The organism is Klebsiella sp. PK18 (assembly GCF_057784655.1).
Genome location: NZ_CM173493.1, coordinates 4,150,274 through 4,176,993 on the forward strand (window position 1 = coordinate 4,150,274; position 26,720 = coordinate 4,176,993).

At 56.1% G+C, this 26,720-nt stretch carries 17 protein-coding genes and 2 pseudogenes; 5 read left to right on the forward strand and 14 right to left on the reverse strand.

Features of this window, described 5'->3' with window-relative positions; genetic code table 11:
- Nucleotides 1–190 precede the first annotated feature (190 nt).
- The 3 genes from cadC to AC3EMD_RS20185 all read right to left on the reverse strand — a co-directional run bounded on the left by cadC (nucleotide 191) and on the right by AC3EMD_RS20185 (nucleotide 3,358).
- Nucleotides 191–1,771 carry a lysine decarboxylation/transport transcriptional activator CadC gene (gene cadC / locus AC3EMD_RS20175; protein ID WP_008805483.1) on the reverse strand — a complete coding sequence of 527 codons (1,581 nt, stop codon included), beginning with the start codon at nucleotides 1,769–1,771 and terminating at the stop codon, nucleotides 191–193.
- A 293-nt stretch (nucleotides 1,772–2,064) separates the two neighbouring features.
- A complete protein-coding gene (locus AC3EMD_RS20180) occupies nucleotides 2,065–2,337 on the reverse strand; it encodes a YdgH/BhsA/McbA family protein (RefSeq protein ID WP_002892402.1) in 273 nt (90 codons plus the stop codon).
- A 100-nt stretch (nucleotides 2,338–2,437) separates the two neighbouring features.
- Nucleotides 2,438–3,358: a Kdo(2)-lipid IV(A) acyltransferase gene (locus AC3EMD_RS20185; protein WP_008805482.1), complete on the reverse strand. Its 921-nt coding sequence runs from the start codon at nucleotides 3,356–3,358 to the stop codon at nucleotides 2,438–2,440.
- A gap of 510 nt (nucleotides 3,359–3,868) precedes the next feature.
- Between AC3EMD_RS20185 and AC3EMD_RS20190 the strand changes: the two genes are divergently transcribed.
- On the forward strand, nucleotides 3,869–4,735 hold the full coding sequence (locus AC3EMD_RS20190) for a GNAT family N-acetyltransferase (protein WP_012542565.1): 867 nt from the start codon (nucleotides 3,869–3,871) through the stop codon (nucleotides 4,733–4,735).
- A gap of 22 nt (nucleotides 4,736–4,757) precedes the next feature.
- On the opposite strand, the gene AC3EMD_RS20195 is transcribed toward AC3EMD_RS20190, so the two are convergent.
- From AC3EMD_RS20195 to AC3EMD_RS20210, 4 genes are read right to left on the reverse strand one after another with little or no spacing between them, the layout of a single operon-like run.
- Nucleotides 4,758–5,783 (reverse strand): fimbrial protein, encoded by a 1,026-nt coding sequence (locus AC3EMD_RS20195; protein WP_008805480.1) that lies wholly within the window; start codon nucleotides 5,781–5,783, stop codon nucleotides 4,758–4,760.
- Nucleotide 5,784: 1 nt separating this feature from the next.
- Nucleotides 5,785–8,220 (reverse strand): fimbria/pilus outer membrane usher protein, encoded by a 2,436-nt coding sequence (locus AC3EMD_RS20200; RefSeq protein ID WP_302073667.1) that lies wholly within the window; start codon nucleotides 8,218–8,220, stop codon nucleotides 5,785–5,787.
- A 10-nt stretch (nucleotides 8,221–8,230) separates the two neighbouring features.
- Nucleotides 8,231–8,926: a fimbrial biogenesis chaperone gene (locus AC3EMD_RS20205; protein WP_302073668.1), complete on the reverse strand. Its 696-nt coding sequence runs from the start codon at nucleotides 8,924–8,926 to the stop codon at nucleotides 8,231–8,233.
- 58 nt (nucleotides 8,927–8,984) lie between these two features.
- Nucleotides 8,985–9,545 (reverse strand): fimbrial protein, encoded by a 561-nt coding sequence (locus tag AC3EMD_RS20210; RefSeq protein WP_004151792.1) that lies wholly within the window; start codon nucleotides 9,543–9,545, stop codon nucleotides 8,985–8,987.
- A 471-nt stretch (nucleotides 9,546–10,016) separates the two neighbouring features.
- On the opposite strand from AC3EMD_RS20210, the gene AC3EMD_RS20215 reads away from it, so the two are divergent.
- Complete coding sequence (locus tag AC3EMD_RS20215; protein ID WP_008805477.1) at nucleotides 10,017–10,679, forward strand: LuxR C-terminal-related transcriptional regulator; 663 nt, start codon at nucleotides 10,017–10,019, stop codon at nucleotides 10,677–10,679.
- Nucleotides 10,657–10,962: a hypothetical protein gene (locus AC3EMD_RS20220; protein ID WP_022064705.1), complete on the forward strand. Its 306-nt coding sequence runs from the start codon at nucleotides 10,657–10,659 to the stop codon at nucleotides 10,960–10,962. The genes AC3EMD_RS20215 and AC3EMD_RS20220 overlap by 23 nt, the downstream gene beginning before the upstream one ends.
- Nucleotides 10,963–11,013: 51 nt before the next feature.
- Here AC3EMD_RS20220 and AC3EMD_RS20225 read toward each other — a convergent pair whose 3' ends face one another.
- Both AC3EMD_RS20225 and AC3EMD_RS20230 read right to left on the reverse strand, forming a co-directional pair.
- The gene (locus AC3EMD_RS20225) at nucleotides 11,014–12,318 is read right to left on the reverse strand and encodes a citrate synthase (RefSeq protein WP_023339736.1); all 1,305 of its coding nucleotides are present in this window, start codon (nucleotides 12,316–12,318) and stop codon (nucleotides 11,014–11,016) included.
- 45 nt (nucleotides 12,319–12,363) lie between these two features.
- Nucleotides 12,364–12,504 (reverse strand): annotated as a pseudogene (locus AC3EMD_RS20230) (hypothetical protein).
- 324 nt (nucleotides 12,505–12,828) lie between these two features.
- Between AC3EMD_RS20230 and AC3EMD_RS20235 the strand changes: the two are divergent.
- Nucleotides 12,829–12,999: a hypothetical protein gene (locus AC3EMD_RS20235; protein WP_002892370.1), complete on the forward strand. Its 171-nt coding sequence runs from the start codon at nucleotides 12,829–12,831 to the stop codon at nucleotides 12,997–12,999.
- A gap of 78 nt (nucleotides 13,000–13,077) precedes the next feature.
- On the opposite strand, the gene uraH is transcribed toward AC3EMD_RS20235, so the two are convergent.
- Nucleotides 13,078–13,479, reverse strand: coding sequence for a hydroxyisourate hydrolase (gene uraH, locus AC3EMD_RS20240; RefSeq protein WP_008805473.1), 402 nt, complete (start codon nucleotides 13,477–13,479; stop codon nucleotides 13,078–13,080).
- 371 nt (nucleotides 13,480–13,850) lie between these two features.
- Between uraH and AC3EMD_RS20245 the strand changes: the two genes are divergently transcribed.
- The gene (locus AC3EMD_RS20245) at nucleotides 13,851–14,390 is read left to right on the forward strand and encodes a hypothetical protein (RefSeq protein WP_012968793.1); all 540 of its coding nucleotides are present in this window, start codon (nucleotides 13,851–13,853) and stop codon (nucleotides 14,388–14,390) included.
- A gap of 84 nt (nucleotides 14,391–14,474) precedes the next feature.
- On the opposite strand, the pseudogene AC3EMD_RS20250 reads toward AC3EMD_RS20245, so the two are convergent.
- The 4 genes and pseudogenes from AC3EMD_RS20250 to AC3EMD_RS20265 form a co-directional block, all read right to left on the reverse strand.
- A pseudogene (locus AC3EMD_RS20250) lies at nucleotides 14,475–15,278 on the reverse strand (hemagglutinin repeat-containing protein); the annotation flags it as partial.
- Between the two features lie 58 nt (nucleotides 15,279–15,336).
- Complete coding sequence (locus AC3EMD_RS20255; protein WP_032732632.1) at nucleotides 15,337–15,663, reverse strand: hypothetical protein; 327 nt, start codon at nucleotides 15,661–15,663, stop codon at nucleotides 15,337–15,339.
- 9 nt (nucleotides 15,664–15,672) lie between these two features.
- Nucleotides 15,673–24,813: a hemagglutinin repeat-containing protein gene (locus AC3EMD_RS20260; RefSeq protein ID WP_302073669.1), complete on the reverse strand. Its 9,141-nt coding sequence runs from the start codon at nucleotides 24,811–24,813 to the stop codon at nucleotides 15,673–15,675.
- Nucleotides 24,814–24,825: 12 nt separating this feature from the next.
- Entirely contained in the window at nucleotides 24,826–26,487 is a 1,662-nt protein-coding gene (locus AC3EMD_RS20265; protein WP_032732631.1) for a ShlB/FhaC/HecB family hemolysin secretion/activation protein, read from the reverse strand.
- Nucleotides 26,488–26,720 lie beyond the last annotated feature (233 nt).

The window sequence follows — 26,720 nt, forward strand, 5'->3', positions numbered from 1 at the left end:
AACATGACAACAGGGTGTCAGAAAAAGATAAACATCGTTTAGTTACATGGAGTTAGAGTGGGAGATGAGTGTTACTGAAGTGTTATTCAAAGCCTCCTGAATGCTAAATACAAATAACAACAGGAGACTTCATGAGAAACATAAATTTAACCTCACCATGCCCAAAACCTTGCGCATGATGAGGGTTTACTTATTCTGAAGAGAGGAAATTGTCGAGATACGGTACCACCCGATTAACTGATGTCTGGAAAACACCGTTTTCAATCCAGTACAGGGTATCCCCGCCGGGCCGTAAATTAAACGCAGTGATGTAAGAATCGGCAGCCAGTCGGTTCTCTCCTTTCATCTCATAGACTTTGCCTAACAGCACATAATTCAGCCACGACATCTCTAAATCAATCGCACTGTTAATCGCGGTATTCGCTTCGTCGACTTTACCCTTACCCAACGAATCTACCGCTTTTATTTGATAATAAATCGCCATGTCTTTAATACCCGGCATCTCCCCTACCCGCTCAACCTCACTGTAGAGGGCAGCTAGCTGTTTATCGTCCAGCGGCTGCTGCGAATGGCGTAATACATCCACCAGCGTTTTTTCGGCATAGGCGTAAATAAAATCCGGCGCCCGCTTAATCACATCATCCAGCAGGCTACTGGCTTTACTTAATGAATCGACATCGCCCTTCATTAACAGCTGATGCGACTGGTAGAAATAGGTTAACGCCACGCTCTGCGAGGGCTGATATTGCCTGAGCATCGCCTGCATCCGCGCCGGCCACGGTTGCGTCAGGGCATCCGACAGGCTGTTCATCAGATCGTTCTGAATGGTCAGCTGGTTGTCGTTGGTCACAAAGTAGCGTTTATCCAGCATCGTCGAGCTGTCGGCGTTATCCACCAGCTGGACCGACATAAAGCACTGCTGCGCCCGATAGTGGCGCTGATTGACGAACTCAATGGTCAGCGTTTTCCCGGAGCTGCTCGGCTCATTGATGTTGTAGTCCGTTTTGTCATGCACCATAAAGGTCGAGAAGGTGTTCAGCGAGGTGGTGATCAGGCTGGCCAGGCCGACCGCGTAGGAGTGCTGCGACGACCAGTTGGCGCAGGAGTTACCATTGACCAGGTGGATATCGATATCGCGCGGATTGAGCAGCAGGCGCGCCTTGTTGACCGGCGGCCGCGACTCCATGCTCGACAGCGCCACCAGCGCCACACAGGTGCCCAGCGCCAACAGGAACAGCCCCCACACCAGGGCGGTGGTGAGGCGTTTGCGGGCCGATGGCGCGCTGGCGACAGCGGGAGCCGCCGCCGGCGCTGTCACCGGCGCGGTAAGATCGGCGGAGGAGTCGGGGGCTTCTGGCGGCCCACCGGCAGCAGGTGGCACGGGAATAGCGGTCGACGACGAAGGCGTCAGCGCCTCCACCTGCGGGGCGAGTTCCTCCCCCTCCTCGGTGCACCAGATCACCGGCACCGTGAGCTTATACCCCCGTTTGGGTACCGTCGCGATGTACTCAAGGCTAACGTCGTCGCCGTCTTTGAGCGACTTGCGCAGTTCGGAAATACTCTGCGTGACGACGTGGCTGGTCACAACGTTCCGGGTCCAGACGTTTTCGATAAGCTCGTCCCGGCTAAGCACTTCCCCCGGATGGCGGGCAAAAAAGACCAGAAGATCGATTAAACGCGGTTCAAGGGTAAGCTGGCGCCCCTTCCTGCTGATTTGGTTTACAGAGGGGGTTACCAGCCATTCACCGACGCGAACAACAGGTTGTAGCATACAAGAAAGCCCCAGACAAAAAGGGAAAGGCGCGATGATAACACATTTGTCCTACCTATTTTTGCCAGGGGTCACTCCCTCAGGCATTAGGTCAGAATTGGCTTTTTATCAACAATAAAAAGCAATAATTCATTAACATCGTGATCATGAAATTTATATATAGCGATAAAAACGCATTTCCGCTGCCGCAATTGCCTAAGGCAATTCCGATGGCAGAAAAAAAATGAGCCCGGAGGCTTAACGCGCTCCAGGCTCAATGCGTCGCGCGCCGCTACGGCACGCTTTTAAAAAGGTTATTTATACACTTCCGCTGTGGCTTCGAAGTTTGGACCATGCTCGCGCGCGGCGGTAATCACGTAATATTTTCCGCCTTTCTCATCGGCCAGCTTAGAGAGTTGATCGTGCAGATCGGAAGGTGAAGAGAACTCGCCACCGGACGGCCCTACCGAGATCGGTCCGACCTTGGTCAGTTTGAAGTGTTTCACTTCTTCTTTGGTGATCAACTGTGCGGCGGACGCGCCAAATGCAACGGCGGAAAGGGCTAACGCGACTATCACTTTTTTCATCCTGCAATCTCCTTGGAATTAGCCTTCAGTCAGGCTCTTTCAGTATAGACGGCGATTTACTGAGCGTGCTACCGATGCGCTTATTTTTCGGCCGAAGCGTTCAGTAACGCGGCGGTACCCCTTCCGGGCGAGTCTTAAAACGCCGGTGCAGCCACATATATTGCTCGGGCGCCATCAGGATGCACTGTTCGATAATCTGATTCATCCAGGCCGCCGTGACCTCGGCGCTCGCCAGCGGCGGCGTGCGCTCTGGCGTCAGAGAGATCAATTCATACCCCATGCCGTTGGGCTTGCGCCGCGGAACAAACGGCACAATCGTCGCCCCGGACATTTTCGCCAGCATCCAGGTGCCGGTGGTGGTCGCCGCCTGCTCGACGGCAAACAGCGGGGCAAAAACGCTGCTGGCCGGGCCGTAATCGTGATCTGGCGCGTACCAGAGGATCTCCCCCTCTTTCAGCGCCCTGACCATCCCTTTCAGATTTTTTCGATCCAGCATGGTCTTGTTCGAACGCAAGCGTCCCCAGGTCTGCAGCCAGTCAATCAGCGGGTTATCATTGGGCCGGTAGACGCCAATGCCCGGGGTAAACATGCCATACATTCGCGCCCCCATTTCGAGGGTCAGAAAATGAATACCGATCAGTAAGATGCCCTGCTTTTGTTCCAGAAGCTCCACCACCTCGTTAACGCCGCTGGTCTCGGTCCAGCGCGCCACCCGGTGCGTCGGCCAGAACCAGGCCATGCCGGTCTCCATCAGCCCCATGCCCAGCGATTCAAAGTTTTTCACCAGCAGCGCCTCGCGGTCGGCGGCGCTCATCTCGGGAAAGCAGAGTTCGAGATTACGTCTGGCAATCCGCGCGCGGCTTTTCATCACCCGCATTGCCAGCCGCCCAAGCGCCGTTCCCAGACGGTAGATCACCGGATACGGTAATTGCACCAGCAGCCACAAAAAGCCAATTCCCAGCCACAACAGCCAGTAACGCGGGTGCAAAAGCGCGCGGGAAAATTTGGGTAAATTTGACATAGTAATCCTGTTAATTCACTCAATAATAGCTGAGCAAAAACCGCGAAATAAAGTAGCGGATCCTGCATGTTATATTTTTCCAATTCGTGCGGTAATACTCAGACACAAAGGGCGTTATTATACGTCGCTCCTTGAGTAATTTCAGCCCTTGCGATGACGGCTACTCTATTATTAGGCAGATCGCGTAAAATTTCCTGTTTAATGCATAAATAAATAAACCTAACCTCTACGGCGCGGCCGATTGTCGATAAAATCGCCAGTACATTTGCCTCAGCCTCTCGACCAGTGCCTCGTTTACTCACGCTCTATTATGGCGATAGCAAACGCAAACAGGCCGTTCAGCCCGGTCTGATATGGCCAGCATGCGGTTATTTGTGACTGGGGCAAAGGTTAAGCATCGACATTGCGGATCCTTTTCCCAGATATGCTACGTTTACAGCGCTCATTCGACGCAAGTGCCTTTGCCGACGTCGCCGCTTTCAGAAGCCATAGTGAGAAGGAACTATGACAATGAATTATCAATTAGTGAAGCAAGTCAGAGAAAATAGTCCATTAAGAAAAAGCTTCATTGACCTTGCCGTTAAGACTTTTGATCTGTCTTTTGAAGAGTGGTATCAGCAAGGTTACTGGACCGACGCCTATATCCCCTACGCCTTTGTCGAACGCAATAAAGTTATCGCTAACGCCTCGGCCAATATCATCGACCTGCGCTGGCAGGGCGAGCCCCGGCGTTATATTCAGATTGGCACCGTGATGACCGAACCGGACCACCGTAATAAGGGATTAGCCGGCCAGCTTATCCATCACATCCTGCAGGACTGGCAGCAGGAGGCGGACGCCTTCTTTTTATTCGCCAATCCCACCACGGTGGATTTTTACCCCAAATTTGGCTTCACCCGCAGCGAAGAGCATCAATATATTATGCCGGTTTCCCCGCGAGCCGGTGATTTTCGTAAACTGGATATGGACAGCGCTGACGATGTCGCCCTGCTCCGCCATTACTATGAAAAATCCAACCCGTTCTCACCGCTGCGGGTGGAGCATAACTTTGGCCTGCTGATGTTTTACTGCTCAGCCTTTATGAAGCATTTTGTTTATTACTCGGCAAAAAATGAGGCAGTGGTCATCGCCATGCAAAACGGTCCGGTGCTGATCTGCTTTGACCTCTTCTGCGAGGAGGGTAAGAGCCTGTCGACGCTGGTCAACGAACTGGCCGATGACCATGTTTACCAGGCCATCCTCGGTTTTACCCCTAATGAAGACCGGCTCGGCGAGTATGAGAAAATAGAGGGAGAAGATATCCTCTTCGTCTATGACCAGAAGGAAAACCTGTTTAAAGACAGGAAGTTGATGTTTCCTTTACTGGCGCATGCCTGACGACGCCACGCCGTCAGGCCGATCAGTTATAAGTCACCACGAAGGTCGCGCTGGCGTTCGCCTCGCCCGCAGTCACTGCGGGCTGCGTCTGGATATAGCGGGCCTGATAGGATAAACGATAGTTCGTCTGACTGCCTTTATTCCCGGACCAGACCTGGCTCACCTGGTTTAGCGGCACCAGCGCGCCGCCGGCGCTGAGGATTTGCACGCCAAGTCCGGATGCGCCTTCAGGTTGGTCATCGATTTTAATCACCTCGTTGGCGGCGACAGCGCTGTCCACCGTCGCGTTAAACTGCATAAACACGCTGCCGACATTTTCACAGTTCGTCAGGTTGATGTTAAAAGGAACCGGGGCGGTGGTGCTGTTGAGCCCGGTAAACGCGGTTTTGTTATGCCGCCCGAGGAAGACGTTAATGTTTTTACTGTCGTCAGTAATCTTGCAGGTGGGTGATTTGACCTGAATACAGAGCCCACTGACGCTAAAGCGCATCGCCTGTACTCCGCCAAGATAAATATCGCCAAGGTAATCGTTAAGGCAATACTCGCCCGGCGGCGGTAGACCGCCGTTATCGGCAATCCGCCAGAAATAGATGGTCGGTTTTTTATTTTCCGCCTGAAATGCGCGCTGGCCGGAAAATACCGGCGCTGAGGGCCAGGCCGTGAACAGGGGATCGAAATTAATGCCATCCTGTTCCCCCATCTGGAAGCTGTAGCCAATGCCCGGCAGGCGGTCGATGCTGTAGATATCCCCGGGCTTGCCGTCTCCCGCCGGGCCAACCCGTGAGCCGCCGATGCTCTGAAACCCGCCGGGCTCGCTGCCGCTGCAGGCGATCTCCCAGCGTTCGTTATTAGTGATAATCATCCCTCCGTAGCTGTATAGCAGGGAGCCGATGGGGCGATTGCTGACGTCAAGGTTGATACTGGCCTGGCTGACGTTCACTGAATACTCGATAGTTTTGCCACTGACCATCTGGCACGCTGCCGACAGCGAGGCGCAGTATCCGCCGGCCAGCAGAAGCGGTACCCCTGATGCGATGATTTTTTTCATATTACTTCTCCTTTATTCCCGGCCGGCAGACCTGATGCGGCGTACCGCGGCTAACCTGTTGCGCCGCGTCGCCGCGGATGGCATAGGCCAACCGGCAGCGTTGCCCGCTGCGTTCGCCCCATACTACCGAGACGCTGCCGTCGGCCTGCGGCACCCGGGCATACAGCAGCCCGCCCTGACCGACGGCGCCAACCGCCCGACCGCTGTCGTCAAACACCTCCGCGCCCAGCGGGGGCGCCGCGCCATCCGGCAGCGTGACATGGGCAAACCAGGGATAGCCGGTACGCGTGACAAATTTGACCTTCACCGCCGCGCCCGAATCGGGCACCACCGTCGTGCTGCTGGAGACAATCTCCACATGGTCGTTCAGACCCTGCGGATCGAGATCCAGCCAGTTATCGGTAAAGGGATCGAGGTAAGGGATGATCGTAAAACCCTGGCGGTTTATTGGCTGTCCGAGGCGGTTTGCCACCCGAGCGCCCGCCGCGCCGGGCGCTTCCACAATGGCGAAAGTTTCCCCCAGTTCGGGGGTGGCGGTCATTCCGCCCTGATGCGCCACCAGGGCGCCCGATGCCCCCAGCGAGTACTGCTGCTGGTGGCGACCGGCGCTGGCGCTGGCATTCAGGTACGCATAATCCGTACGCAGGCTACCGTTGCCCCCAACGCTGGCCTCGTGCGGGTTCTCCCGCGGCATGTCGTAGCTGGCGGTCAGGCCATAGCTAAAGGCATTTTTCTCGCCAGCGCTGCCGGTATAGCTGGACTGCAGCTGGCTGCCGTAGTTCTTATCATGGTTAAAGCGGGTAGTCAGGCTGCCCGCCTGCCCGAACGGCAGCGAAAAGGAGACGCCCACCACCTGATTATTGCGGTGATGAATATCCTGACTCTGCTGGGCGTACAGGTAGTAATTGAGCTGGCCATAGCGGTTGGCGTACCCCAGCTGATAGGAGCGCCAGCGGTGGTGGTGGACATCCTCGCTCCAGATTCCGTTAAACGACAGGCTGCCGCTGCCGGCCTGCTGAGACAACGTCGCGCTGTAGCGGGTCATCTCCCGCCAGTCGTTGGGGTAACGGTCGTGCTCCCGGACGGCGTCGCGAATGGAACGATAGTTGCCGTCGTTGCTGTGGCTCATCGAGACCAGCATCCGCGTATCGGACGCGAAGGATTTTGATGCGGATACCCGCCAGCGATACCCCTCCTGCCAGCCGCGTTCCCTGCCCTTCGCCGCAGAACGGGAAAGATCGACCGCCAGCGCCCCCCAGTAGGTATTGAAGGCGCTGCCGACCAGCATCGAGTAATAATCCGTCGTCGCGTTGGCGCCGGTATAGCCGCTGACATAGTCATTGAAGCCGTACTGCGCCGTGGCTTCGCCAAATCCCGGCCGCCCGGCGATCCCGTCCTCATCCAGATAGCCCAGCGACAGGTCATAGTAGACCGCGCCTGCCCGCACCAGGCCAGGCAGCGCGGCGTACGGCACGGTAAAGGTCTCCTGACTGCCGTCCGCCTCATGGATCGTTACCTGTAAATCGCCGCCGGCGTTGGTGGGATAGAGATCGTCAAAGGTGAATTTGCCCGGCGGAACCGTGGCCTCGTACAACAGGGCGCCGTTCTGGGTGACCGTCACGCGGGCATTGGTGCGCGCCACGCCGCTAACCGACGGCGCAAAGCCGCGGCGGGAGCCCGGCAGCATGCGCACATCGGTAGCCAGCCTGCCGCCGATAAAACTGACGCTGTCAAAGAAGGTTCCGTCGGTCCATCCCTGACCCAGCCGTAACGTGGACGCCCAGTTCACTACACTTCTCTCAGCCCAGGTGGCAATGCTATCCCAGTGTGTATTCCCCTCCTGCGCCTGGTAGCTGGACTGGTGATGTAAACGCCAGCCAAAGGCGCGCAGGCTGGCATCCAGCCCGAGATAATGATGGCTGCTGCTATCCCCGTCGACGATGCTCTGATAGCTGTTGGCCTGATAGCGCAGCACTGCGGCGGGCACGCCGCTATCCACCTTCTTCAGGTTCACCGCCCCCCGATAATGGGGTTGCAGTAGCGCCTGGGGCATATTCACCCGCAGGACGTTTTCCCCGCTGTCATACTCCCAGCCGATCGCCTTATTGATCTGCGAAAAGCGCAGGCAGGTGGCCGCCGCCGGCCACTGGGCATCCTTCAGCTGCAGGGCGTCGAACAGCGAGGGCGAGATGCAGGGCTCAAGCTGGCCATCGTGTTCCTGGATAACAAACGTTTCTTCCGCCAGGTCCCGGCCATTCACCGAGAGCGTGCTGCGATACTGTCCGGCGTGCAGCGGATTACCGTATTGATATTTCTGGAGATCAACCTGCGCGGCGCCGTGCAAATGGGCGCGGTTAAAACTAAACGCCTCTGCCGCCCATGCCTCCTGCCAGGGAAGGAGCAGCATCAACCCAAACTTGATCTCCCTGAGTTTCATAATAATGTCCTTACTGAGGATAATTATGATTCACTACCGCGCCGTAATCATTGATGGTGGTGAAGCTGAATTTCTCCGGCAGCGTACGCAGCGCGACCCCTTTAAGCGCGATCTCCAGCGAGGAAAAAGGGGCGACCATGCCAGCGGACTGTTTTTGTCCGTTAAGGGTGATGCTGTCGATGGTGATATAGCGCGATGAGGCATTGCTCACCCGCAGCCCATTGCCCGTGGGAGCCAGCGCCCAGCGCAGGGCATTCTCCGGCGCCATTTTTTCCGCCGCCACGCCTGCCGGACGGTAAAACAGCTTGATACGCGACCGTATCGCGAGCTGGAGGTAATTGATTGCCGTGCCGTTTTTCGGCTCAGGCGGGATGTCCAGCAGATTGAACCAGAACAGCGACTCCCGATCCTGCGGCAGACGGCTGCCATTGAACATCAGGCGCCAACTCTGGCCCTTTCCCGGCTCGATACGCACAATCGGCGGCAGCACAATAAACGGCGCCGAATCTTTTTCCGGTTGATTTTGCACGCGGCCATCGTCGACCCAGACCTGCGTCAGAGAGGGGGTCTCCCCCATATTGGTGGCCCGGACGGCGATCTCTTTTTTGTCGCCGGAAAAAATAATCCGTGTGCCGTCAATAACCATGCTGGCGTCCGCCGAGGGTAAAATGCAGGACAGCAGCCATGCCAGAACCATACGCCGCATATTCACCTCCTCCTTGCCGGGTGGATAAACGGCCCCTGAGCGGGGCCGTGGACAGGGTTTACGGATAGACCACCGTAAAGTTGACGTAGGTAGCGACTTTTCCAGCCGTAGCGGCGTCGGTCGCATAGTAGCGGGCATAGAAAGGCAGCGAGGCGGAACCATCCTGCTCAGCCACCGCCACCGGGATCACGTCCGGGCGAGCAATGGTGCCGTCTGCAGCGACCGCCGGGGTCTCCGCGAGGTTAATCGGCGTAAACCGGGTGTTCAGCAGTTCCACATCGACGTTTTCTGCTTCCGTGCCGTCAGACAGGGTATTTTTTAGTCGGCCCTCCGTGGAAACGTATTGATCTTTCTCGAAGTACACCGAGACATCAGCCCCTGGGGTGCAGCTCGTCAGATCGATGGTGAAGGGAACCACGCCCGCCGTCTCACCCGCGCTGCTGAGCGCTGAACGCTGGACCGTCGGCAGGGTCACCGTCTTGTCTTTATTCACTACCGTACAAGTATTTTCGATGACTTCACCATTAAAGGTGACTTTGCCATCAGCAGCCTGTGCCGCTACCGGAGAAAGCATCATCATCACCACGAAAGATGCCATTCCTCTGCTGTATTTTTTCATATTTACTCCTCATCACCACGCTTATGGAGAATCGTTCAGGAAATACCCCTGGCGTACTTTATACGTACAATTTATTAATGCTCAGTCCATTGGATTAACCTGTTATCTTTTAACCCCTTCCCTGCACTGACATCCTACTCACTTCATTGTTTATTATTCAAATTCGCCACCAGGACCATTTCTACTTTTTATAGAAAAGTCTTAACGCCACTCTGAAAAAGAAATAAAACAAATGCACAATAAAAGCATAACTTATTGTAAATAAATGATAATTTTTATTATATGTTTTCCATAAAATATTCGCAAAATGCGATCTAAATATCTCACCCTCATTATTAACCACCTCCTCCCACGTTCTCCCCCCTCGATTGAAAGCGCAGGGAGTATGTTATTTCAGACGGGTATTCTCTACAGTAAATTGTCGAATCAGGCAGGACAGCATGCACAGCGTATTTATGCCAGGAGGTCATTATGTTGATCTGCATTGCGGATTCAGAATATTTTAATATTGCGCTGAAGGCGTATATTAATGAACCAAACAGCAAGCCTCTGGATATTAAAGAAATGCTCTGTTACCCGTTTAGCGGACAGAGTGAGATGTTCTATACTTTTTTTGCGACCGATGCCGGAGCCCGGTTAAGCACCATCCTTATTGATTACAGCAGCGTCAGCATCGAAGTACTGCAGGTCGCGCTCAGTTTAAAATCGTTTAATCCCCTGATCCGGATCTTTATTTTTGCCAAATCAGGCTACCCGTTGAGCGAGCTCGAAAGCAGCCTCGCCATTGTGCTCGGCGCAGAGTTCATCACCAGTTTTGCCGGGCTCAGTACGGCGCTTGCCCGCGCTCCGCGCTGGACGTCGCCCCCCGCCGACAAGCTCTATATCGCCATACCTGACAGCTATAACCTGACCCGTAAGGAAACTTTTTTAATCAGCCTGTTGATGGGGGGAATGCCGTTGTGTCACGTGGCCAGCACCATGCAGCTCACGATCAAACGGGTCTACTACTACCGTTCACGCGTCCTTAGCAAGCTGGCGGTGAAAAATAACGTGGAACTGATGAACAAAGTTCAGGGGATGGTGTTGCGCCACTACCGACAGGAGACAGGCCATGAAATCGTATCTCTACGCTAAAAATCGCCTTATGTTGATTATCCTGAGCTGGCTAAGCGCAGACGAGGCGTTGCCATCTCGTCACGATTTCCAGCAGACTGAAGCCATCCTCAGCACCCTGCATATACCGTATGTGCTGAAGTCTGACCTTGATCAACTGAGAGCTACGCTACAGCCATTACTCGCCACACCCGGGCCGCAAGCCTGTGAGGTAGGCGCTTTTCTCAGCGCCCTGTTGGCGCTGTATACCCGGTTAACCGAATATACCGCCGTCGAGCACTATCTGCTCTCCCGGCATCTCTAAGTAGCACCCCGCCTGGGCAGGAAGACGCCGCGCGCCTCCTGCCCGTACGCATTACCTTGGGCCAGCAGACTGCTCGCCGCGTCGGGAGACGTAATCCCGATAGCCCTCGCCAACGTAAATCTGCCGTGGCCGGTAGATGGTCAGCGGCGCCTGGTGCATCTCGTTCCAGTGCGCCACCCAACCGACCGTCCGACCGACCGCGGTGACCACCGCAAACATCGACGAAGGCAGATTCATCGCCTTGAGGATCACCGCGGTATAGAAATCCACGCTCGGCGACAGGCCATTGTCCACAAAATAGGGGTCGGTCAGCGCCACGTCCTCAAGGGCCATCGCCACCTGCAGCAAACGGTCGGACATGCCTACCTCCGCCAGTACCCGATGGCTGGTTTCACGCAGGATCCCGGCGCGCGGATCGCGGTGACGGTAGCGCGAGTTGCCAAAACCCAGCCGGCGAAATGCCTGCGGATCGCGCTTCGCCTGGCGCAGAAACGCCGGAACCTGATCGACGCTTTCAATCTCCTCCAGCATTCGCATGCTCGATTCATTGGCGCCACCGTGCATTGGCCCCCACAGCGACGCCAGCCCGGCGGCGACGCAGGCGAATAAATTCGCCCCGGAGGAGCCCGCCGCACGCACCGTGGTGGTCGAGGCGCACTGCCCGTGATCGGCATGGAGCACCAGGATCTGGTTCATCGCCTGCTCGATGACCGGATTCAGAACATATTTCTCCGCCGGGATAGCAAACAGCATCTGCAGGAAATTTCCGGCATAGGAGAGATCGTTGCGCGGATACGCGGCGGGTTGTTCAATGGTGTACTTGTAGCTCATGGCGGCGATAGTGGGCATTTTCGACAGCAGCCGGGTGGCGGCCAGCGCCCGGTGCTGCGGATTTTCCACATCCAGGACATCATGATAGAACGCCGCCAGCGCCCCCACCAGGGCGCACATCAGCGCCATCGGGTGCGAATCGCGACGAAAGCCGCTGCACATGCGGGCTATCTGCTCGTGGACCAGAGTATGGCGGGTGATGGTCTCGCGAAAGGTTTGATAGCTGGCCTCATCCGGCGCGTCACCGTTCAGCATGATGTAGGCCACTTCGAGAAAATCGCACTGGCGAGCCAGCTGATCTACCGGATAGCCGCGGTGCAGCAGCACGCTGTTTTCTGTATCGATCCACGAGATCGCCGACTGGCATCCGGCGGTATTGGCGAAGCCGGGGTCATAGCTGCAGAATCCGGACTGATTTAGCCCGCGCATGTCGACTCCCACCGGCCCCCGCGTTCCCGGCACCTGCGGCAGGGCGATGGGCGGTTGTTGCCCGGCAAAAGAAAGCGTTAACGGTGTAGTGCTCATCCTGTTAGTCCCCCAGCAAGCTTATCAGCGACCTGAAGTCATTCTTCAGGCGGAAAGACCAACATAACCAATGTGATGCCGCTTATTCATTGATGTCATCACTATAACCCTGACAAAGAGGATATTTTACTGGCCTTCACGGGGAAACAGGCCGTCTTTCCCCAGCCCACCGCCGGATAGCGGCACAAATCGCCAAGGATAAAGGCGATCATCGCTGTCAAAATTTACGCTGAGTAAAGAAAGGATGAAGAAGAGCTACCATGAATTTTGTGCTGTCGATGACCCTCATCTGCATTACCATCGCCTGGCTGATGATGAGCCTGCTGCCGGTGTAGATGCACCGCTAACCGCCACGCCAGTGGTCTGGATAACCCCTCCTTCAATTGATTTCCGCCGAGGTCTTCGCCTCTGAGGTTTCACAAGAGCCATATAAGAAGTACTGGTTGCATATCAGGCTGTTGCGTTTTCCCGCCGAGGGGTAGGCTAAAAGCCCACTGTTAAGGAGGTGATATGTCTGGACTGATCAATCCACATGCGGCCCCGGAAGAAGCAGCCTATGCGCTGCTGATTGAGCTCGTTCGCGCCCAGCGCGTGCCGCAATATGAAGGCGAAATTTCCGGCCTGCTGGCGATGTACGACGAAGCTGTTAAACACTTTAAAGAGAAAGAGACCGAGCGTTAGGCGTGGACATCGTGGTGCGAGGAAAGCGTGACGCCTGCGGGAGAGACGCAGGCGTTGGCTGGATAGCAGCTTGCGACATCAGCTGCCGCGGTAGGTAGAGTATCCGTACTGACTGAGCAGCAGCGGGATATGCAGTTTTTGATTTTGCTTTGTAACATTGAAAATAACCGGAACCACCGGGAAGAACGTATTCATGTTTTGGCTTTTAAAATAGTCACCGGTTTTAAACGTCACTTTATAAACCCCCGGCTCCATATTCTCCGCCTGCGGATAGAGCGATTTAATCCGCCCATCGGCATCCGTTTTACCGGTGGCGATATGCTGCCAGCTCTCCCCCTGCTGTTTATCCAGCTCAATCTGCACCCCCGGTGAAGGGAGCCCGGTTTGCTGATTAAGAATGTGTACGCTGAGCGTCCCCTCTGGCGCCGCCAGCGCGCTGAAGCTGAGCAGAGAAATTACGGAGGCGATAACTAATTTCATAATCGTGACCTTATTGGGCAAGTGAAAGTGCCCTAACTATAGTCAGCGCGGCGGGGAAAAAAATTAAACTTTTTGTTATCAGATTGCGGTTATTTGGCGGGGAAAGGCGCAACTGGATGTGCGCTGAAACAGGCCATAAACGGCCTTCTGCACAGGGAAAGTCGGCTAACAGATATGATCTTTTCATCTTGAAAAGCAGACCTTTTCCGGACGGCGGGTAACGAACGTCCGGGACCTGTCGCTGATGCTTATACCGTGAGCCGATCGTTGTCAGAAGAGGGATTGATTGTATATAGACTTTGGATAAATGTTTGACCAGGATGGGCTCATAGCTTGTCACTAATACGCTCAATTTTACAAGGACTAACCCGATGCCATTACCCGATCGTCTGCAACCAGCCAAAGTAAACCGCCAGAAACTGCAACAGCTAGCGGACATGGCCGAAGAGATACTGTCGCAAATTGATAATGGGGCCAAGGAAGAAGATGCCGGATTGAAAATGTTGATAGATAGCTGGAATAGTCAGGTCATTAACCCATATGCATTCTCTGATTTCCGGGACTTCTCTTCATGGACCAGTGCAAAAGACTTCACCCGGATGGCATTTAATCAAGAAAAATATGTGGCGGATTTAACCTGGGATGAGCTGATTCAGATCATCCAGTTTGTGTGTCAGGCCGAAGGTAAGGAATCTGAACAAAGCTACGCGCTGGGAGTGCTGGAGAAAAACTTTGATGCCAATCCATCCGACCTTATCTACTGGCCAGATGAATGGTTTCAGGATAAAGACATGCTTCATGTCGATTTGACGCCTGAAGAAATCGCCGGATACCTGATGGCAAAATCTGGCCGGCGGCTAAGCGATGCGCCGCAGATCGAGCTGAAGTATCCGATACCTTCAAATACGTAAGGTATATCAGCGCTCAGTTTGTAGATGTTGAAAGAATGGGATAGCGGCAAAATCACCGATCACCTGGATTTATATCAGGCGCCGCTACGCTTTCTCCTTGTCGGAGACTGGGCTTAAACTGCCGCTGGTGTGTTCCGCATCACGGCTTAGGCCAGCTACGTCCTGCTTCTGATTCTCCCTGTCGCGAATGATAAGGCTGCCATCAGCCACTGCGGCCTGCGTCGTGCCTTGCGCATGACCGCTGTTGCCGCCACCCGCCAGCAGGGCGCTGGTCATGTTCCCGGCGAACTGAGAGCCAATGCTGCCCCCGGTGCTGATACCGCCGCCCTGATGCTGCGTCTTATAATCCGCCTGGTTGTGGATATCGCTGAAACCCAGCGTGCCGGTATCGAGGCTGTTTTTATCTGCGCTTCCTGTGGCAGCAATCACCCCGCCATTCAGCTGCGTGTGGCTGCCCACAGTGACATCAAAGCCGCCCTGACCGGCAAATATCCCGCTCTGCTCCTGCACCGAAGACCAGTCACTGGTCATTTTGTCGCGACTGGCATTCAGGCTTCCCGACCACGACCCGGCGCCGAAGATGTAACCCAGACCACCGCTGAGGCTGCTCTGCGTGCTGTCGTAATGGTCGCTGTCCCGCAGGCTGGTTATCGTCAGGTCGCGGCCGACATCAGCCGTCACCTGGTGACCGCTGACCTGCGCGCCGGCCAGCGTGGTATCCCGTCCGCTGCTGATGATGACCTGATGGCCGGCATCCACCGTGGTTTCATTCTGCCAGGTGCCGTTACCGCTCTCGTGCCCTTTGCTGCTGCTGGCGTTTGCCGAGATGCTGATACCGGCTCCGCCGGAGCCCACCCCCACGCCGACGCCAATACAAGACTGGTGATTAAACCGATTAAGGGCTGCCGGTTAACAAGAAGATCTCGGTAAGTATGTCCATATCATTTTAATCATCATTTGGCCACGTCATGCCTTCATTAAATTTCTGATACCAATGCTTACGAGAGTAAATATCGTCTCTCTCAAAATGATAGACAAAATTACGTAACTCATCACTCAGCATAAAATCATATTTATATAATGCAATAGATAATTCCCCTTGAATATCATAAAGTCTTTCAAAAAGCATTTGTACGTCATCAAAAGACTTACCTTTCATTTGTTTAATGAGAGTTTGGCACTCCTTTTCATAAAGACACAAAATTCTTTTTATTGAGATAGATATATCTCTATATCGTATCAACTCTTCTTCTAAATCAGACCACATATCCATTTCTTCACCTTACTTTTTCTTAATTGGCTGAATATGACCAATTTGCCCGGTAGTAGGATTATAGATCATTTCTAATCCATTACTTTCATACTTAAAGTACCCCGGAGCCCCTCTTGGATCAGAAGTAACTTTGGGATTGCTATTTAATATCTCTTTGGCTTGCAAGAATGGAGCCGAACGGCCTTGGTACCATAAACGATCATAATAACTTTGACTTATCTTCATGCCGTCAACAGAGTAAAAACCTCCCTCTAATTTTATTGGTTTTCCACCTTTAGAGATCCCCCCACCACCGCCTTTCAGTAACTCACCGTCAGCATCCTCAACCCCGATTTTCAGCATCGGGTTGATATCAAAGATGTTAATTTTGTCTTTCTTACTCAGCGCATTATTCTCAGCCGCGTTCTTCCCGCCCTGCGCGCCCGCCACCGCTGACGCCGTACTGTCGCCGGCCAGTCCGCCTGCCATCCCCGCTGAAATAGTGGCCAGCGTACTGACCGTCTGCTTCTGTGCTTCCGTCAGCGTGGACAAGTCCGTCACGCCCGGATACAGCATACCAGCAATCGCCCTCGCGGCCAGTTCACCTGCTGCCGCGCCTGCTGCGCCCGCCGCGGCACTGTTGCCCTGCAATGCCGCCACCGCACCGCCCAGGATAGCGTGCGCCACCACCGCGGCACCGTCACTCAGCCCTGAACCGTGACCGATAAGATTCGCCAGCTCCGGCGCCGATGCCCCTGCCAGCGCCCCGGCGATATCACCGCCCGCCAGTCCCTGCAGCGCTGCCGTGGCTGCCTGGATACCCCGCTGCAGGTCACTGCCGGTTCCGTATGCAGCCATCGCGGTACGACCCGCCTGGTCCGCAATCTGTTCTGCCGTCGGACTGCTGTTACCCTCTGCCTTCAGCTTCGCTTCCGCCGCCGTCAGGGCTGCAGGGTCTTTTATCGCCTTCTGTTTTGCTATCTCGCCCTGCGCGCGCGCAATATCTGCCGCCTGGCTGCCAATCTCCCCTGTCAGCTGCACTTCCTGCAGGCGCCGCTGCTCCTTCTCCTTGTCAAATATCGGCCCGATACTGCCGCTGGCGTGTTCCGTGTCGCGACTCAGGTCAGCCACGTCCTGCTTCTGGCTGGCCTGGTCACGGATGGTGATAGTGCCCTCGGATACCGCCGACTGCGTCGTACCTTCCGCATGACCGCTGTTGCCGCCACCCGCCAGCAGGGCGCTGGTCATGTTCCCGGCGAACTGAGAGCCAATGCTGCCCCCGGTGCTGATACCGCCGCCCTGATGCTGCGTCTTATAATCCGCCTGGTTGTGGATATCGCTGAAACCCAGCGTGCCGGTATCGAGGCTGTTTTTATCTGCGCTTCCTGTGGCAGCAATCACCCCGCCATTCAGCTGCGTGTGGCTGCCTACAGTGACATCAAAGCCGCCCTGACCGGCAAATATCCCGCTCTGCTCCTGCACCGAAGACCAGTCACTGGTCATTTTGTCACGACTGGCATTCAGGCTTCCCGACCACGACCCGGCGCCGAAGGTGTAACCCAGGCCACCGCTGAGGCTGCTCTGTGTGCTGTCGTAATGGTCGCTGTCCCGCAGGCTGGTTATCGTCAGGTTGCGGCCGACATCAGCCGTCACCTGGTGACCGCTGACCTGCGCGCCGGCCAGCGTGGTATCCCGTCCGCTACTGATGATGACCTGATGACCGGCATCCACCGTGGTTGCATTCTGCCTGGTGCCGTTGCCGCTCTCATGCCCTTTGCTGCTGCTGGCGTTTGCCGAGATGCTGATACCGGCTCCGCCGGAGCCCACCCCCACGCCGACGCCAATACTGCCGCCGCTGCTTTTGTTGCTGCCGGTAGTCTGCTGTGTGTCCTGTGACGCTGTCAGGTTCACATCCCTGAGCGCATCCAGCGTGACATCCTTACCGGCTTTCATCTGGCCGCCCGCGACCGTGATGTCGCCGCCCGTTGCCGTAACAGCGAGGTTATTTCCGGCATTCAGGGTGCTGCCGCTGGTCGTCACCTGCTCCGAATGTGACCGGGAGGAAGAGGACTGCGAACCCAGCGACGCGCTGATATCAATCGTATTGTTATTGTCTTTATCGCTGCCGCCTCTGGCCCCATCCAGCGCGACGGCCTGGGCGGCCTGGATACCGGAAAGCGCCGCTTTTGTTCCCTGAAGCGCACTCAGGCGGCCATCACTGACCTCTTTCGCCTTCTGCGCGGCGGAAACCGTATTGTTCACCGCACCGCCTGCGCTGCCTGACAGGGCCACCGTCAGCCCGCTGGATTTCTGCTCAAACTTCTCGTCGACCGTCCGGGTGTCGTGCCCGGGGTCAATCACCACGCTGTCGCCGGTGATGCGGATATCCCGGCCCGCAACCACATCTGAACCACCGATATGCGCCTGCTTACCGGCAGAAATCACCACGCTACCGCCCGTACTTCCCGTCGTGGAAGCACTCTGGCTCTGGGTGGTGCCCGCTTCACGCAGCTCGTGCGTGGTTTTACTGCTGCCGATAGAGAATCCGATCCCCCCGGTTCCCGTCAGGCCGGATTTTTTCTCTTCTTTAAATCGCCAGGCGGTATCGGTATTGGTCGCCGCCGTGATCTCGACATTATTACCTGCGTGGAGCTGAACATCACCCTCAGCCACCACCGCCGAGCCCTGCAGCAGAAGATTATTCTCTGCCAACACCTGAACCTGATCTCCGCTTAACAGCGTACCGGCTTCACGGGTGGCGCTCTCCTCTTCGATGGTATGCGTGGTTTTCTTACTCAGGAACCCCTTTTTGGTCTTCGTCTCTTCCTTGTAGTGGTAATCACTTTCCGTCGCCGTGGTCAGGTTCACATCGCGGCCCGCCGCCAGGCCGATATTCCCGCTGGCAGTCACCTGCGCCGCTTCGGCGTTGACGTCGCGTCCAGCAATAATCGTAGTACTGCCGCCGCTGGCAATGTCGGTACCCTGCTGGCGCACGGATTCATCGATAACGGTTTTCTTACCGCTATGACTGCTACTGCCTGCGGTGGTGGCTTCCGCCCGCAGATTCACATCGCGTCCGGCCTGAATACCAACATTCCCTTCCGCTGCGATGCCCGCCGCCTGGCTGGTCACATCCCGCCCGGCCACCAGCGTTACCTTGTCGCCTGCGGTCACCGTGCTACGCTCTGCGCCGCTCTGATGGCTTTCGCTGCCGCCCGTGCGGCTGCTCTGTTCGTTACCCGCCGCGTTCAGGTTCAGGTCATTGGCCGCCACCAACTGCGCGGTGTGACCCGCATTGATGGCACTGGCCGTCACGTTCAGATCGTTGCCCGCCCGCATTATCGCGTTACCGCCCGCCGTAATGCTGCTGCTCTGATACGTTGTGGATGAGGAACGACTGTGTTTCTGGCCCCAGAAGCCAGACTGGCTGCGACTCTCGGTGAACTGGTTGGCGGCAATATTGATGTTACTCCCGGCTTCCATCACCAGATCGCCGCCGGCGCTCACCGTCGCTCCGGTTATGTTGATCGTGTTCGCCGCGGCCATATACAGGCCGTCGCTGGCAGTAATGGCAGCCGTTTGCTCGCTATCGGTACCACTGAACTGGATATTGCCCCAGCGGCTGTCATCGCCAACACGCCACTGCTCAGTGCGGGTGACGTTATTGATGCTACCGCCGGTGCTTACCAGCTGCAGCGTTTTCGCCGATATCGTCGAACCAATGTTATTGATATCGCCCGACGCGCTCAGGTCAAGACGGCCATCCGCGCGGATAAGTCCGGCGTTAAGGTTGCTGAAGCTATTACTGCTGTCAATGGCAAGGCCGTCTCGCGCCAGCAACGTACTGCCGCTGTTGCTGATATTGCCCCCTGCCAGTTGCACGGTATTGCCGCTGATTACGCTACCGTTCCGGACGCTAACGTCCTTCGGCGACAGGTAAACTTTCGGCACCATCACGGTCCGACCATTAAGCGTTGCGGGCTCCCACCACAGAATGCTGCGATTGAGCGCCGCCACCTGTGCGGCGGTGAGCGCCACGCCAAACGTCAGGCCAAGCAAGGTCTGCACGTCGGCCGCGTTGTCCATCAGATAACGCATCTGATCGAGATCAGAGCCGAGGCCATCAAGATAGCGTGACCCGGTCTGGTTCAGCACCACGTTGCTGACATACCGAGTATCAAACGCCGCATCGCCCAGAAAACGATAATCGCTGTCAGGGTTAAGCCCCAGGCGATCCAGCATATATGACGAGCCAAGGAACGAGTCGCCATCGGTGTACTGGCTGCCCGTCTCGCGTGGCGCGCTGGCTGGATTCATGCCAGCCAGCTTATACAGATCGCCAAACAGCGACGGATCGAGCTGGCCCAGGCCATTGAGCTTCGGATTGACCGTGATCAGATATGGGCTGTCCGGATCGTCGGACGTGACAAAATAGCCGTTGATGCCGGACGGCAGTGGATAGTTATCGCCCAGCGGTTCCTGAACGAGCGCCGTACCGTTGCCGATGGTCTGGCTGCCGCTACCGGTTGTGTCGTTCCAGTCCGGGCGAGTCATCGCGGCGGTATCAGCCCCGGCGAGGGACTGCAGACTCTCACTGTCGTCAGTGAGTTGCGCTGAAGATGTGTTCAGGTCAGGCGCGACAAGCGTGTTGCTTATTTTATCCGCATTAGCGATGCTGTTGGTGTTGCTGATGTCGCTGGCGAAACTGGCGCTGACGTTGCCGCCAGCCTGGATCACCGAACGGTAAATTTCTCCCTGTTCGGCCGTGGATTCATGCCCGGCCAGGGTAAAACCAATGGTAGAGCGTTCGGACTGCGCATCCTCATAGTTATTGTCATCCGTGGGATAAGGCGCCCCCGGCGCAACGGCGTAGCCGGCGCCCTTGCCAAAGCCAATGTTGTAGCCATAGCGGTGCGGGTCGTACTGATAGATATACCAGTCAGTGACGGTACCGGCCTGCCAGCTCTGATTGTTGAGCGTATTTCCCGTTAACGCGATATCGCTATTTGCCAGAATATGGCTGGCAACGTTCTCCAGCGTGCTGGCGCTAATATGTAGATTTTTCCCCGCGGCAAGGCGTGCTGCCCCGCCCCGGCTGGTGACCTCCGTCCGCGTCTGGCTGCCGATAAACTTCTGCTGTGCTGATTCGGCGTACATTGCATAATAGAGCTGGTTCCAGTTGTGATAGCTGCAGGCGCCATGACCGTTACATGCCCCTGACTCGCTTGACGCCAAATAGCTGCTCAGGCCGTACGTCCCGTCAGCCAGCTGGCTGATATCGACATCGATTATCGCCTCTCCGAGACCCGGAATGGCCTGCTCGCCGCTAGTCTGCGAGACCTTCACTTCCAGCCCTTCACGCTGATTGAGCAAGTACCCGGTGCTGATGGTCATGTCACCCTGCGTGGTTTCAATCGTTCCAGAGGTGTTAATCACTTCAGTGTTGGCATCACCGCTGGCGTTTTTTTGCATCACCAGGTCATTACCCGCCAGTATGTCGCCGCGCAGGTTATGAATGCGGTTGGCAAACAGCGAGAGATTATGGCCCGCATACAGTAAGGCGGTGTTGAGGATCGTTCCGGTGGCCGTTAACACCAGGTTTCCCGCCGTACCGGTAAAGCCATCAAGCGTGATATGGCCAAGGCTGGTCAGGCTCACGTCCCCACCCGCCTGCAGAGAACCTTCCCCATTCATCGCAATCTGTTGCCCGGTCAATGCCGTATTGCCGTTGCCAGCTACCAGTTGACCGTTATTGATGAGCTGCCCGGCGGCGGTCAGCGTTACGCCATTGCCCTGTAAGGCGCCAGCGTTGGTGATATCGCTCTGGCTGCTGATGACAAGCTGTTTGTTTGCGGCCACAGTTCCCTGAGCGATCCAGCTGTTGACCAGCGCCAGCGTCAGATTACCCAGGGCAACTATCTGACCCGCGCCGCTGAGGGAGGCGACGTTCGCCAGAAGATCGCCGCCGCTGAAGAGTTTGCCCGCGTCGTTGTTTACGCTGTCGCTGTAAAGCAACAGGTTCTGCTTGCCGAACAAGGTGCCGCTGTTGGCCAGTGTCCGGGTGTCGACACTTAACTGTACGGCCTGAACGGTGCCGCTGTTTAATAGCGTGCTCCCCGTCAGCGTGGCCTGATTTGCCGCCAGCATCGTGCCTGCGTTGGCGATCTTCGCCGCGTCCAGAAGGAGATGGGTTGCCTGCAGCCAGCCGCTGCCGCTGTAGTCTGGAGTGGAAAGCGTCAGGTCTCCGCCAGAGACAATGTTGCCGGCATTGCGGGCATATAAGGTACTGTTGAGGCTGGTTGCGCCATGGCTTTGGATCGTGCCGTGATTGCTGAGCGCAGACGCCCTCAGCGTCAGCTCCCCCTGACTGAGGATGGCCCCGTTGGCCTGGTTGTTGAGCGCTTTTATCAAGTTCAGCGTCAGATTACTGTCACCCTGCAGGCGTCCGCTGTTGCTGAGCGAAGCCACGCTAATCTGCGTATTCGCCCCCTGCAACTGACCGCTGTTGTTCAGGTCTTGCGCATGGAGGACAAGCGATCCTCCGGTCAGCAATTTGCCCTGCTGCTGCAGATCGCCATTCAGCAATACGTCGAGATGGCTTACCCCGCTAATCTCTCCGCTGTTGCTCAGCGAGTCGCCTTCCATCGTCAGCGTGCTGGCGCTCACCAGCCCCTCATTGCTGAGCGCGTGGCCGCTGATATGGACATCCCTCAGGGCAGTCATTTTACTGCCGTTAATCGCCTGCAGATCGCCGCTGAGCGTTAACGCCAGATCGACCGCGCTCTGGATCGCGCCGCTATTACTGAGGTCCGCGCCCTCAATAACGATGGTTTTCCCCTGCACCCGTCCGTGGTTAGCGATATCGCCAGCGGAGAGTGTCAGGTCGCCCTGGCTTAGCAGATCGCCGCGGTTATCCACGGTTCCGTTGCTGCTAAGCGTGAGCGCATCAAGCCCGATAACGGTCCCTTGATTGTCGATCGTCTCCTGCGTCAGTGCGATCCGGTTTGCCTGCAGCGAACCATTGTTGTTGAACAGGACACCCGTGAACGACATATCGCCGGCGGCAAGGAGCTTGCCGCTGTTTGTCAGGGAGGAGGTTCGCAGGACAAAATCTCGCTGGCTCATGATGTCGCCATCATTGCGCAATGCGCCGCTGACGGTGGTATCCAGATTGCCTGTCGCCAGGAGAGAACCACTTTGCCGCCAGTCCTGCGCATTAATACGCAGTTGCTGCCCTTGTATGGCGCCTGCGGCGTTTAGCGTCGTCGCGGTGAGCGACATATCCCCTGCGGTCAGCCAACGTCCTGTGGCCCCCTGAGCCAGCGAATCGCCGGTGAGCGTGAGTGCCTGATTACCCTGAAGCAGACCGTCATCGGATAAAGTGACGGTTTTAACCGTTAACGTATCGGCGATGATGGTACCTGGATTGATCAGGGTCGTGCTGGCCAGGGTGAGCGCGTGATCGCTGGTGATAAGCCCGCGATTGCGGATATCCGGGATAGCGAGCGTCAGATTTGCCGCGCTATAGAGCGTACCGTCCTGCTGGTTATTCAACGTTTGGCTGGTAACAGAAAGTTGAGCCTCGCCCTGTAGCAAGCCATTGTTGGTGAGAGACTGCGATTGCGTGGTCAGCCTGGAGGCGATGGCCACACCGCTATTGCTGAGTTGCGGGGCTTGCAATGACAGGGTATCAGCACTGCTTTTACCACTGTGGGTCAGTTTTTCGCTGGCGCGCACGGTGAGAGCGGATTTCGCCGCCTGAGTCCCTTTTAAATCAACCTGTTTCGCCGCAATATGCAGGTGTTTTCCCTGGATTTGCGATGCCGCGCTGGTGGCGATTGTCTCCCCCGATACCGTGATATCGCCGGTGGCGTTTATCGCGCCATTCAACGTCTGGCGGGCGGCATCAAGGGAGATAGCGTTGCCAGCGATCAAGGCGCCATGATGGGCCAGCGTCTTCGCGGTCACCGAAAGCTCGTCAGTGGCCGTCATTCTTCCCTCATTCGTCACGCTGTCGCCAGCCCGCAGCGCGATCTGGCGACCCGCATCGATTTGACTGTCGCTATCCTGGCGGATGGCGCTGGCCGTCAATGAGACATCCCGTCCGGCGGTCAGTTTTTCACTGCTTTGCGTGATTGAACCGCCCGCAGTCAGCCGCAGATCGGTATCGCTGGTCAGGGACCCTTTGCTCAATACCAGATCGCTCTGACTATGCAATGTGATTGCGCCCCCGGCCTTGTGATCGCCGGTAAGCGTAATATGCTGGCCGCGAGCGGCGATCCCGCCGCTGGCCAGTGAGTGACGCAAAGCAAGCCTGCCATTCGCTTCAAGGGTGATATCGCCCTGACGCGCGTTCAGGTCGCCGAGGTTCACCCCCACGCCGTTTTCGCTCGACACCAGACGAATACGATTGGCGTACATACCGCCCAGCGCCCCGGTATCCACCGCCAGCGTCGGGGGCTGACCTTCTCCGCTCATCGGGGTGACAGTGCCATGGCTATCCACCCGGTTAGCCCCGGCAATCACCGATAAGTCCCGGGCATGAACCGCCGCATTCACTTCCGTCGCTCGGGAGATAATCGACAACGCATCGCTGCCGCTGGCGTCAATGCCTTTGCCTTCAATGGAGATGGTTCCCTTCGCGACCTCCAGCGCCTGCAAATTCCCCGCCTCATCAAACACGGGTTTGCCAGTGGTCAAGGTTGCCTGGGGAGTGTTAATAAAGCCGCAGCCGTTACAGGTGATGCCATAGGGGTTGGCGACCATCACGTTCGCCGCCTTGCCTGCGACTTCGGTGTACCCGTTCAACTGCGATCGGTGACCACCGGTCACTTCGTTAATGATGCCCTTCGCTTCCCTCCCGGCCTGCAGATTCGGGTTGTTCTGGATAAACCCACCGAGCTGGGTCTGGTTCAGCTTCCCGGTCGCATTGTTGAGGATTAAACCCTCCTGGCCAACGTGGTAATCCTTAAACTGGTTATGCGAGATCCCGCTGCCGTTCGGGGTGGCAATATTAACGACCGGCACACCATTTGCGGCACTATCCACACCGGTTGCGCCCTCGGGATTGATCGCTGCGCCAATGGCCGGCAGGAGCGGCTGCCCGGCCAGCAGGAGGCTAATCAGGTAACTTAGCAGACGCGATGACAGGCGAATGGGAGGCTGATGCATGACGATAATCCTTTAAAATGCCACGGCAACGCGGTAGTAGATATTGAGGCGATCGGGACCAAGCCAGTCCGGATACGCCAGCGGACCGGCCACGGTAAAAGAGGTGGATAACCAGCGATTCGTCGTGGTGAACCCTACCGCTGCGCCCCACAAGGTTCCGGCGGCCCGGGGATCGAGTCGGTCAGCATGCAACCAGCCGCCATCCAGTGCGGCCAGAGCGCCGACCTGCCCAATGGCGGGGAGCGTAAAAAGCGCGTAGTTCAGTTCATTACGCCAGTAACCGCCATTGTCCCCTGAAATGTACTGTTCTTTAAAACCACGTACTGAGCTTTCCCCGCCTAAGGTCAGGCGCTCGCTGCCATATAAGCGGTCCGGAGACCACTGGCCGTAAAGGCTGCTAAGCCACCAGAGATCGTTGAGCAACGGGCGCTGAAAGCTGGCGCTCAGACTCCATTTTCTGAATTCCGCTTTTGGCAAATCGCCCGGTTTATTACCGTCACTTTCGGCACCAAACCACGGCATTCCGCGGGAAAACGTGGGGTTGAAGGTGGCAATCCCGGCAAACATTTTTTGCGTGTGGTTGAGGTCAAACAGCAGTGTCGTCAACTTACGGCTACTGCTTTGCAGCAAAACATCGTCGAGATAATTGTGGTTGGTCCGATAACTCAGTCCGGCGGAGAGACCCGTTTTCAGGTCGCCATTGCGAAAGAGAACCTGTGAGAAGTTTAGCCGGTGGGTTTCGGTGTCACCGCTGGAACGCCAGATCCAGCCGTGGTTATCGAGTGTACTCAGGTAATTATTCCAGCTGTAGCTGTAGTCAAACAGCGTATAACCGTAAGGAATGCTGACCCCTGCGGCAATATTCTGCGCGTCTTTGGCATTCGAAAACGCGCTGCTGCGCCCGCCGCTGACAAACCAGCGATCGGCCAGCCCTAAAAGATTGTTGCCTGTTAAACCCGCGTTGATTTGTCCGCTACCTGTACTCTTCTGGCCGCTGTTGTCGACGCTCATCGACAACAAAAGTGGGCGCTCCGCTGTCGCCGTCAGGTTAACGATGGAGCCGCCAGGTTTTTCGCCCGGCTGGATTTCAATTTGCACAGGCGTCGCGCGCGTGCGGTTAATCTGCTCCATCCCCTGTTCGATATCACGCAGGTTAAGAATATGGCCTTCCAGCCCTGGAAACGCCATTGTTAACTCACGTTTAGCCGCCCCTTCCATGGTGATTTTTTCGAGCTTTCCTTCAAGAATAGTCAGATGTAATACCCCGGAACGTAAATCCTGCTCGGTCAGAAAAGCGCGGCTGGTAATATATCCCCGACTGATATACCAGTCGGAAATAATATTTACGAGTTTAGTAATACGCGCAATATCCATGCACTGCCCAAGCCAGGGCTGGACTATTTTTTGCTGCTGACGCGGATCAATAAGCGTCGCGCCATCTAACGCGATGCGATGGATAGAAAAACAGGGACCATCAGAGGCTTCAGCCTGCGCAGGCATCGCCGCGTGAAGGCTTGGCGTGGCGCGCTCCAGCGATTCACGTTGCTGCTGGTTCTGACGCAGTAATTGTTGCTGCTGTTGCTCAACGCTGTCGCGATCGGCTGGCGATAAAAAAGCGGCGTAGGTGGTCAGACTCAGCGTCATTAGTCCCAGAGCCAAATACAGAGATTTCATCCGTGTTCTCGTTATTACTTAACGTGCAGTGCAAAAACATATTCCATTATATGTTGCGCGGATTTAAGCATGAAACTTACGGTATGTGAACATGAAATAATGAATGAGGATCGTTTTTAGGATAATGACTTTTGCGCAGCAAAATAGACGGCAGGGGCAAATAACGAATGTATTAACACGTAGTTGAAATATGTTTTTCAACCGCAATAGCACAGCCAGGTTACAGGATAGGG

What these genes read in the sequence shown, in the direction of transcription:
- AC3EMD_RS20185 (WP_008805482.1), bottom strand. Translation starts at nt 3,358, where the DNA reads ATGTCAAATTTACCCAAATTTTCCCGCGCGCTTTTGCACCCGCGTTAC.
- AC3EMD_RS20200 (WP_302073667.1), bottom strand. Translation starts at nt 8,220, where the DNA reads ATGAAACTCAGGGAGATCAAGTTTGGGTTGATGCTGCTCCTTCCCTGG.
- AC3EMD_RS20190 (WP_012542565.1), top strand. Translation starts at nt 3,869, where the DNA reads ATGAATTATCAATTAGTGAAGCAAGTCAGAGAAAATAGTCCATTAAGA.
- AC3EMD_RS20235 (WP_002892370.1), top strand. Translation starts at nt 12,829, where the DNA reads ATGTCTGGACTGATCAATCCACATGCGGCCCCGGAAGAAGCAGCCTAT.
- AC3EMD_RS20220 (WP_022064705.1), top strand. Translation starts at nt 10,657, where the DNA reads ATGAAATCGTATCTCTACGCTAAAAATCGCCTTATGTTGATTATCCTG.
- cadC (WP_008805483.1), bottom strand. Translation starts at nt 1,771, where the DNA reads ATGCTACAACCTGTTGTTCGCGTCGGTGAATGGCTGGTAACCCCCTCT.
- AC3EMD_RS20215 (WP_008805477.1), top strand. Translation starts at nt 10,017, where the DNA reads ATGTTGATCTGCATTGCGGATTCAGAATATTTTAATATTGCGCTGAAG.
- AC3EMD_RS20255 (WP_032732632.1), bottom strand. Translation starts at nt 15,663, where the DNA reads ATGGATATGTGGTCTGATTTAGAAGAAGAGTTGATACGATATAGAGAT.
- uraH (WP_008805473.1), bottom strand. Translation starts at nt 13,479, where the DNA reads ATGAAATTAGTTATCGCCTCCGTAATTTCTCTGCTCAGCTTCAGCGCG.
- AC3EMD_RS20210 (WP_004151792.1), bottom strand. Translation starts at nt 9,545, where the DNA reads ATGAAAAAATACAGCAGAGGAATGGCATCTTTCGTGGTGATGATGATG.
- AC3EMD_RS20180 (WP_002892402.1), bottom strand. Translation starts at nt 2,337, where the DNA reads ATGAAAAAAGTGATAGTCGCGTTAGCCCTTTCCGCCGTTGCATTTGGC.
- AC3EMD_RS20195 (WP_008805480.1), bottom strand. Translation starts at nt 5,783, where the DNA reads ATGAAAAAAATCATCGCATCAGGGGTACCGCTTCTGCTGGCCGGCGGA.
- AC3EMD_RS20265 (WP_032732631.1), bottom strand. Translation starts at nt 26,487, where the DNA reads ATGAAATCTCTGTATTTGGCTCTGGGACTAATGACGCTGAGTCTGACC.
- AC3EMD_RS20205 (WP_302073668.1), bottom strand. Translation starts at nt 8,926, where the DNA reads ATGCGGCGTATGGTTCTGGCATGGCTGCTGTCCTGCATTTTACCCTCG.
- AC3EMD_RS20260 (WP_302073669.1), bottom strand. Translation starts at nt 24,813, where the DNA reads ATGCATCAGCCTCCCATTCGCCTGTCATCGCGTCTGCTAAGTTACCTG.
- AC3EMD_RS20225 (WP_023339736.1), bottom strand. Translation starts at nt 12,318, where the DNA reads ATGAGCACTACACCGTTAACGCTTTCTTTTGCCGGGCAACAACCGCCC.
- AC3EMD_RS20245 (WP_012968793.1), top strand. Translation starts at nt 13,851, where the DNA reads ATGCCATTACCCGATCGTCTGCAACCAGCCAAAGTAAACCGCCAGAAA.